Genomic DNA, 8,824 nt, shown 5'->3' with positions numbered 1-8,824 from the left:
CTCTCATTGCCCAATGGGCTGGTGATCACTGGCCTCAATGACAGCAATGTCACTTTGCTGGGCGCTATTCTCAGGCAACTCTGATGCGTAACCATCACTTACGCCCCGCGCTGGCGATGCCGCACATTTATCTTTATCGCGCCCCCATCGATTTTCGTAAGCAGGTGAATGGTCTGGCGGCACTGATTGAACAGGAACTGGGCCATAATCCCTTTACCGGGGCACTGTATGCCTTTACCAACCGTCAGCGCAATAAAATCAAATGTCTGATGTGGGAGGATAATGGCTTTGTTCTCTATTATAAGGCACTGGCCGAGGAGAAGTTTAAGTGGCCCAGCCTGGCTGATGACCTGTTGCCGCTGACCGGTGAACAGATTAATTGGCTGCTGGATGGTTACGATATCCGTCTGCTCAATGGACATAAAAAACTGCATTATGACAGGGTAAATTAAGCCGTGAACGTGCATTATCCGGCTGTTTTTGTTATTATTTCCCTCATGAAAAAGCCTGCTCCCCCATCAAGCAAACAACCTGACAACCGCAGTTTATCTGCGGTTGAGTTGGTGGTGGAATTACGTCAACAGCTTCAGTCTAAAGATGAAGTCATCCAATCAAAAGATGACGCTATCCAGCATCTGGAACGTTATGTCGCGTTGCTGGAAGAACAACTCCGGCTCAAAAGAGCCCAACAGTTTGCTGCCAGCAGCGAGCGCAACGCCGACCAGATTTCTCTGTTCGATGAAGCAGAACTGGAAGTGGCGATTGAGGCTTTATCAGCACAACTGCCCGAGGAAGAGGCCACGCCGTCCTCGCCGAAAAAGACCACCCGGCAGCGAGGTTTTTCCGATAACTTACTGCGTGAGCGGGTGGAGTTGTGCCTGTCCGACGAAGAAAAAGCCGGGGCCAGTCGCACTTTCTTCAGCAAGGTCAAAGAAGAGTTGGCCTATATTCCCGCCCAAATGAAAGTTATCGAATACTGGCAGGAAAAAGCGGTATTTGAGCGCGATGGTAACGAGGTTATCGTCGCGGCTCAGCGCCCGGTTCATCCGCTGGGTAAGTGTTTTGCCACCGTCTCGTTGTTGGCCTATATCATCGTGGCCAAGTATGCCGATGGCTTGCCGCTGTACCGCCTGGAAAGTATCGTGGCCCGCAGTGGCCACTCGGTAGCCCGCACCAATATGGCTCACTGGATCATCCGACTAGCCGAGGTATTTCAACCGCTGCTTAACTTAATGCGTGAAGTGCAAAACAGCAGTCGCTATCTGCAAATGGATGAAACACGCATTCAAGTGCTGAAAGAAGACGGTAAAACGGCCCAATCGGACAAATGGATGTGGGTGGTACGTGGGGGACCACCGGATAAACCGTCGGTCTTGTTTGATTATGACCCGAGTCGTGCGGGGAGCGTTCCCGTGCGTCTGTTGCAGGACTTTACGGGTATTTTGCAAACCGATGGTTATGCCGGCTATGCCGAGGTATGTCGTGAAAACCAACTGGTGCGTATTGGTTGTTGGGATCATGCTCGGCGCAAATATGTTGAAGCGGGCAAGGCGGTACCCAAAGGGAAAAAAACATCAAACACTGCGCCCACCAAGGCCGATGTGGCATTAGGGTACATTGGCAAACTGTACGGGATAGAACGCGCCATTCAGGGGCTTGCCGAACAGGATAAGTATCAGGCTCGCCAGCAACACAGCGAGCCTTTGCTTGCCACCTTCAAAGTGTGGCTGGAGAAAAATGTTGGTTCAGTGATGAAAGGCTCACTGACACGCCGGGCGATGGAGTACACGCTCAACCATTGGGCATCGCTGATCGGCTACTGCGAACACGGTTATCTGAATATCAGCAATGTGTTGGCGGAGAATGCGATACGCCCGTTTGCGGTGGGCAGAAAAGCGTGGTTGTTTGCCGACAGTTCTCAAGGGGCCCGAGCCAGTGCCTGCTGTTATTCCCTGATTGAAACAGCGAAAGCCAACAATCTGGAGCCAGCGGCCTATATCCAACATGTGCTGGAACGCATTGGTGAAGCCGATACGGTGGAAAAGATAGAAGCACTGTTACCGTGGAATGTTGACCTGGCTCCTTTTTCAAAAAATGTGCCGCAATATGAATAGGACAAATACGTCGATTTAACGGCGGTTACTGTTCAGGGATCAACATGTCTGGAGTGCCTGAAGAACTTGGGGCAACTGGTGCAGTTGGCAGGAAATAGATAACCCGCCAGGTGTATTAACCGAGATGATGCCCGATGACGCTTTCACGGTTGTGGGAATAAAAGGAGTCACCGGGCTTTTAACCGCTTTATCAGCCTGCATTTTCCAATAATGAAAAGTGGCTAACTTCACGCTATTTTCACGGCAGTAAGCGGATTGGGAGAGTCCACTGTTTCTCCAGTTATCAAGATGCTGCTGTTTTTCCTCTTTACTGTATTGCATGGTCTACTATTCTCAGGCTTGTTATTCAATATCGAGAATAATGAAAGGGGTTATTAGCTGCAGCAAGGTGAGTTGCCCGGATGTTTACGATTTAACGGCGGATACTTTTAATGTGACATTGGTAAATAACTGTATATAGGGTGAACACTATTAGACTTGAAAACCGTCGCGAAGATACGAACTCGTTACTAGCTGTAATGTAGCTATACTGAACCTATGATAGCAAAGTAGCCATATTTATTTACTAAGAATGACAATTTCATTACCACATCCAGTAGTCAGCTTTCAGGCTGACTACTGGACAACTAATGTCTTCTTAGCCATTCATTTGTGTCAAGGCCAACACGTGATATCTGTTCAGCTAGTTTATTAGCTATGGCTTGAGCTACATTTGATTTTAGCTCCCCCAACCAGACCAAAGAACCAACCTGTCCATCATCTTTTTCATATTTAATTTTAAAATCACAGTCATCATTTATAGCTTTAACAGTATTAGTTTTAGTATCTGGCTTAAGTTTAAAAATTCGAACCCCTTTACTTCCAGGCTTGATGCTAAATTTTATGAAATTACCCTCAGCATCCCTTAATACATGAGTAAAGCTTTGATTTCCATTAACAGATTTTATTTCCAAGAAAATAAAAGCCGTCTCTTTTTCAATACGAACACTATCACACAATGGCTGCATACAGATATAATATCGCCTCCCCTCAATTACTATCGTTCCTTGTTTTATAGTTGGGAGAGGTGAGTTAGTTTTTAATGATAACAAATCACGCCTTTTACATTCAATAGCACTAAGAGCCTCATGCGATAAATAGGTTGCCGACTTTAATTTAAGCTGAATTTTTCTTTTACTAAAGTTTTCCAATGTTTTTTGGTCTGATTTCATGATAACGGGCACAGATGTTAATGTCGCAACGAGCTCTTCATCTGTTGTATAGGAAAGTAATTTCTTCAATCTTTCTGAACTTATACCGACCTCTGAACAATCACCTACTTTTATTTCAAAAAAATCAACCAATTTATCTGGGTTAATGCAGTCAACCCATTCTTTAAGCCTTTCTAACCCAAGATTTCTCTTTATTGAATGACTAATTTGTAAGTTTGATTTAAGCTCTTCAGAAATTAAGTCTGTAGCATAATCAAACGCTATTTCATGTGACTTTTCCCTTACTTGCGGAGAAGATAAAAGACCAATCACATGCGATAAATATGCTGGATCTAGGCGCTTATTGAAAGAATGTAAAATGTGATGAGTTTTATCCCTTACTTCACCAATAGCTGATAATGTTGCATTAGACAAAAGACCTATAGTTAGCTCTGTGAATAACGCAATAACCTCATCTCTAAGATCTTTTGCTTCGACTTTCTTTTCAATAATTGTAATTTGGCAAAATTCGAGATCCGGGCACTGAAAAACAATACTTCCACCGTTTCTTATTGCTTTAATATCTAAAGAGGAAATATCCTGACGTATATTCTCTGCAATATCCAGAGGATTAGGCTCTCCAGTATAGATAACAATTAATCGCAAACGGCCATTTTGTAATTTATCATCTTGCAATATTTTATTGATACTGAGTTTTGCAAGTGTACCTGCCTGCACTCCATACTTATCATCCATACTCCAGTCTAATATAGTAATATCGGTTCTTTTGGCGATTTTTTTAATTTTGTCTGCAGCAGACTCTATGCTCTCCAAACTTTCTATATCTGGCCTAAATGCACAACAATTAATACCATAGTCAGCGAATGCAAGGGAAAGATCTTGATAGTCCAGCGGGTGATTTATTGGAGCTCCTTGCTCTCTCCTAGATACAGACTGCGTATTAACACTTTGACCAAGCCCACTATCTTCCTCTACAATGATATCAAACCCATCGTCGACATCCATTATAGAGGAAGCTTGGTGCTTTTTTTCAAAAAACAAATTATCATCAATAGCAATCACACTATTCAAAAAATCCTGCACTATCTTTCTTGATGACTCAAAGAATTCTCCTGTACGCACAATATCACTCCGTATCCATCTCTTGGCTTTCTTTAGGTTCGATCCTGAACACTGCTCCAGTATCAGGACGGTAGGGTTCGAGGAAAATTTCGAAACCATCTCTCTCTAGGGTCTGACGAGCAATATAAAGGCCCATGCCCTGTCCGCCTATACGGCGACTAAAGCCAAACTCAAAAACATTCTGTTGGTCTATAGTAGGGATGCCTGGGCCGGAATCTTGAATTATAAAACCATATTTTGTGGCATCAAGGGTAATTATCTTATCACCAGTACTTCTAACCACCCACTGGATTGCATTGTCAATAAGGTTGATGAACACTGGGTAAAGCGTAGATGTGAATGTAACCACACTCTGGTTGTAAAAATCAGCAGTGAAGTTAAGCTTTATCTTTTCTTTCTCCAATCGTTCCTCGAAGACAGATATAAGAAATTCGCTAATAGCTTTGCCAGTAATCAGAGTTCGACGACGCCCCATACGCCGAGTAAGCGGCATAAGTGTTTTAAGACTAGCATCTAAGTGATCGAAACCGGTACGTACTCTATCATAAACAAGTTTGAAACGTTCACTACGAACAGCGAAAGGTTGCATTTCGTTAAGAGCTCGGCGAATGGACAATATATTGCTATTAAACTCATGGCCAAGAACTCCTAAAGCCATACCCAACTGAGCCAATTGCAAATTTTTTTCATGTTGTTCTTTGAGATGCTCATATTCTGTTTCAAGAATGGAAATCAACTCAGCAGACGAAGTGGTATTCTGTTCACTACCTTCTTTAGCTATCAACAAACGTTCCGTGATAAAGCCAATACTTTCTTGGATAGCTTTAGATGATTTATCTATTCTGGTTTCCAAATCATTTTTTATCTGGAATAGTTGCTCAGTAGTGATTCCTTGAAAACTGGTAGAATTAAAATCTTTTAAAGCATCAGCAGCTTGAAGTCTGGCCTGTTCTCGGTTTTTCTTAAGTAGTTGGTGGGTTTGTTGTTGTAACTCCTCCAATACTTGATTAGCTTTATTGTACGCATCATTGAGTTGCTTGCGTTGATACTCTTCTAGAGCGGTAAGTGAATCGTTAAAGCGCCGACGCAGCCCTGTTCTATCACCATAGCGGTCTTCATATTCTACTAGTCTGCGGCCTATCTCTGTTTTTCGCTCTTCAATTTGGGCCAATAACTCGACTTTCTTCACCTGATAGACATCCCATTGATCAGCCAAATCTTTGTTCAGACCAATGCCCGCAGGTTTTATAATATCAATATTTCTAATAAGCTTGCCAAACTCATCTACACGAATTTTTTCGACATTGAAGGCCAGATCATCCACTGTATGTTCTTGTGGATCGAAATTATCAATAGCTGTATTCGCTTTTTCGGTAAGGATTTGGATAGTTTGTTCCCATTGTCCTGCATCTAGTTTTTTGAAAAAAACCTCAAGAGCTTCAGAAAACTTTTTACGCTTATTATTTTTATAATTATCCCGTTTTTTCAGTATTTCGTTCTCTCGTTGCTGGCGAGCACGGGTTTCAATAAAGGTAGAAGATTGATCACCCTTATCATTAAAGTAGTCAGCGGCAATCTGGATGAAGAAATTTTCTAAAATAGCCTTTAACTGCTTGTAAGCTTTGTTTTCAATAAACCCCTCTCGCCCGGCTTTTTCTTGTAACTCTGAGTTGTTGATTTTAGTTAATTCTATTGCACCGAACATACGCCGATAGGAGAAAAAATATTCCTTTGCACTTTTTGATCTACGTTGTTCAATACGAAGAAAATCCACATCAGAGTCACCATATGGCAATATTCGAATACCATCGCGATAGATATATAAACCACCAATTTTATCAGTTTTATCTCGAAGCTCTTGCCATATTTCTGGCGATACTTTGGAATCTTTTTGCAAGCCATGTACATAGGCCAAATTTAGCTTAAATGGACCACAAAGAACTTCTTTGTTACCTCCATCTGGCCAAGAAATTACAACATTTTTTTCTTCACCATATATTCTGATTGAGCCGGAAAACTGACCAAATTCGTTAAAATCACCATTAAAATGATGGTCTGCAATAGCGAACTCATCAGGAGTAAAAAAAACAGACTCACTGATTCTATCTACACATTCACCATGGAGAGTATGATCACGAAATCGAGCTACAATAGGAGGATGAGCGCTTTCGTACATGGTGTTAGTAAACCCCAACAACGATTTTTCCAAACGAGAAGCCTGATCAGTACGTCTGGCAGTAGTAATACCTTCGATATCATCAGCTAGAATCTCATCCACTGGAACAATAATGAAATGGGTTCCACCCCGGTTACCATCTAAGTCTAGGCTCTCACGTTTTAGACCCAAATATTGGTCTAGGTTGTTCAGGTTAGTAGTCCAGAGCTCAGGATCGTAATTGAATTTTTCGACCTGAGCAATAAGGGTACAAATCTTCTTTTGCGATATCTTGCCATTCAAATCATGGATATTAGCCAAGGCTTCTTTCAGTAACATCCCCACATTTTCTTTGCGTAAAGATTCCCCTGGAGCTAGTTCGACAATAGGAATACTGATATCGTCCAGATTGAGTTTAGGCAGAGAAAACAAAGTCCAATTCACAAAAGCAGCGACGATATTACCCAAGACATCGTTTCTACGTGACCGAGTGACTACTAACACCTGAGGGCCGATGGATGCGATGGCCAAACGACCAATACCCTTCTCTCCCATAATCGGGCGAGCAACTTTAACTATGTCTATATCTGGCATACTGATGCTGTCTTCGTCAATCAGTTTGCTATCGGTACCGATAGTGAGCCAGCGCTCCTCAAATTCTTCCCTTGTCATACCTAAGCCATCATCACGTATGATGAGTAGATTCTTTTTTCTGACGTAGTCTACTTCGACATTATCAGCATAGGCATCATGAGCATTTTTAAACAGTTCACTCAGGGCTGTAGGTATTCCAGCAATTTGCTGTCTGCCGAGCATATCAAGTGCTCGGGCTTTAGTTTTTATTTGCGCCATGGTCAAATTGGGCTAGTGCGACTAACCCCTCCAATTGTCCGTAATGTTGTTGCCACATGACTTCTGCGAAACGTTGCGCTAGCAATACAGGAACAGCGTTACCAATTTGCTTGGATTTTGACACACGGTTTCCCTTAAATTGGAAGCTTCTAGGGAAAGTTTGCAGCAAAGCGGCTTCACGGAAGGTGATTGCCCTGAGTTGTTCTGTGTCTGGGTGACCAAAGCGTCCATTAGAAATACTAGTACATTTGGTGGTCAATGTTTTGCACGGTGAATCCCAACTCATCCGACCATAAACGTCAGTGTGACCATCATAAGTTTGGTGACACTTGAGCCAAAGTTTTAAAGGCCAGTTACGTCGATCTCCCCCCTCAGGCGTATGCTTCAAACGTTCAATATTAACTGTTTGGATGACCGCTGCTGAATGCAGTGAATCACCTAGGTCGGTTTCTCCGGCCTGCAGTGGGTTGAGTTGGCTGATGTAGTCTCGAACAGTAGCAAAGGGTTTACCCTCCACTCCATGGGTAAAAGCTGGAAAAACTGGTCGCCCATTTAACCGAGCCAGCACCACCAAACGCTTACGCTGCTGGGGAACACCATAAAACTCACTGGACACTACCCTGTATTCATATTGATAATCAAAGCGTTCAAGAAAGTGGAGAAAATCAGCAAAAGGGCCGTTCTCTGCTAGTTTGACACTTTGAATTCCGGGTACGTTTTCAATAAAGACGTATTCAGGGCGAAATGCACGGATGAAACGTTTAGTTTCACTTAGTAACGACCTGCGGGTATCACCACTATCGCGTTTTTTGTTTTGGGAAGAAAACGGCTGGCAGGGTGCACAAGCACAAAAAACCAGATCAACCTCTTTCCAATCCGGTATTTTTTTCGCTATGTCTTTCACCTTGATGTTACGGATATCATCCTGAATGAATTCAGTACTGGGGAAGTTCGCCTTGTAGCTATCGGCAGCGTTCTGGTCTACATCTATGCCAAGAGAGATCTCAAACCCTGCCAGTTCAAACCCTTTACTAGCCCCCCCACAACCGCAGAAAAAGTCAATCACCTTCATTGATAAGGTTATCCCTGTAAAATCATGAGTTTTCGTTCTAATAGTGACTCTTTGAGATAATAGCTACCTTATGATCTTACATGCAATTGCTCAAAAACACTACCATATATTAGTTAAATATGTTATGCAAACACATCTATTTTCTTAACGTGTCGCCTCTAATGGTATGAATATTTCTTGGGCTGTGATCTGTATGCATAGACTGCAATCAGAGCAGTCGTACCACATCCTTAAACCACAACCTTGGCTTGAACAACGAAATTTTTGAGTATCATTCTAAACCATGCTCCATGCCTTA

General features: G+C 42.7%; 6 protein-coding genes. 2 read left to right on the top strand and 4 right to left on the bottom strand.

Features of this window, described 5'->3' with window-relative positions:
- Window positions 1-83: 83 nt before the first annotated feature.
- Both tnpB and IO95_RS10900 read left to right on the top strand, forming a co-directional pair.
- Complete coding sequence (gene tnpB / locus IO95_RS10905; protein ID WP_037385264.1) at window positions 84-452, top strand: IS66 family insertion sequence element accessory protein TnpB; 369 nt, start codon at window positions 84-86, stop codon at window positions 450-452.
- A 45-nt stretch (window positions 453-497) separates the two neighbouring features.
- Entirely contained in the window at window positions 498-2,114 is a 1,617-nt protein-coding gene (locus IO95_RS10900; protein ID WP_037385288.1) for an IS66 family transposase, read from the top strand.
- 39 nt (window positions 2,115-2,153) lie between these two features.
- Here the strand turns inward: IO95_RS10900 and IO95_RS25170 are convergent, their stop codons facing one another.
- The 4 genes from IO95_RS25170 to IO95_RS10885 all read right to left on the bottom strand — a co-directional run bounded on the left by IO95_RS25170 (window position 2,154) and on the right by IO95_RS10885 (window position 8,526).
- Window positions 2,154-2,435, bottom strand: a complete 282-nt coding sequence (locus IO95_RS25170; protein ID WP_023492905.1) for a hypothetical protein — start codon at window positions 2,433-2,435, stop codon at window positions 2,154-2,156.
- Between the two features lie 305 nt (window positions 2,436-2,740).
- Window positions 2,741-4,447, bottom strand: coding sequence for a response regulator receiver domain (locus IO95_RS10895; RefSeq protein WP_023492918.1), 1,707 nt, complete (start codon window positions 4,445-4,447; stop codon window positions 2,741-2,743).
- A gap of 4 nt (window positions 4,448-4,451) precedes the next feature.
- The gene (locus IO95_RS10890) at window positions 4,452-7,454 is read right to left on the bottom strand and encodes an ATP-binding protein (RefSeq protein WP_037385263.1); all 3,003 of its coding nucleotides are present in this window, start codon (window positions 7,452-7,454) and stop codon (window positions 4,452-4,454) included.
- On the bottom strand, window positions 7,435-8,526 hold the full coding sequence (locus IO95_RS10885) for a DNA cytosine methyltransferase (protein ID WP_023492501.1): 1,092 nt from the start codon (window positions 8,524-8,526) through the stop codon (window positions 7,435-7,437). The genes IO95_RS10890 and IO95_RS10885 overlap by 20 nt, the downstream gene beginning before the upstream one ends.
- Between the last annotated feature and the right edge of the window lie 298 nt (window positions 8,527-8,824).

The organism is Serratia sp. DD3 (genome assembly GCF_000496755.2).
Note: the sequence above shows the minus strand (reverse complement) of the source record. Positions and strands in the feature narration are given on the sequence as shown.